Annotated in this window: 1 protein-coding gene; it reads left to right on the plus strand. The window is 59.7% G+C overall.

Annotated elements, in window-relative coordinates; translation table 11 throughout:
• The coding region (locus tag G3O00_RS39955) for a hypothetical protein (RefSeq protein ID WP_206146287.1) at positions 1-238 on the plus strand (238 nt) is incomplete at both ends.

The raw sequence follows: 238 nt of genomic DNA on the forward strand, positions 1-238 counted from the left end.
GAAAAAAAAAAAAAAACCAAAACGCAGGACCGAGGAAATGCGCTCACGGAACCACAACATCGACACCGAGAAGATCGACGCCGCACACGCCGCGCCTCGTCAACACCCCCACATAGCGGCGCCGGCGCTGCCTGCGCAGTCGCGACTCCTCCACAAGCTGCTCGGTGTGCAGCACCCACTGCAAACGCTCTCCGAGAACACGACAAGCGCAGCTAGCAACACAGCGACAGCGACACGA

It is taken from the genome of Burkholderia sp. Ac-20384, from assembly GCF_017104605.1.
GTDB classification, from domain to species: Bacteria; Pseudomonadota; Gammaproteobacteria; order Burkholderiales; family Burkholderiaceae; genus Burkholderia; species Burkholderia lata.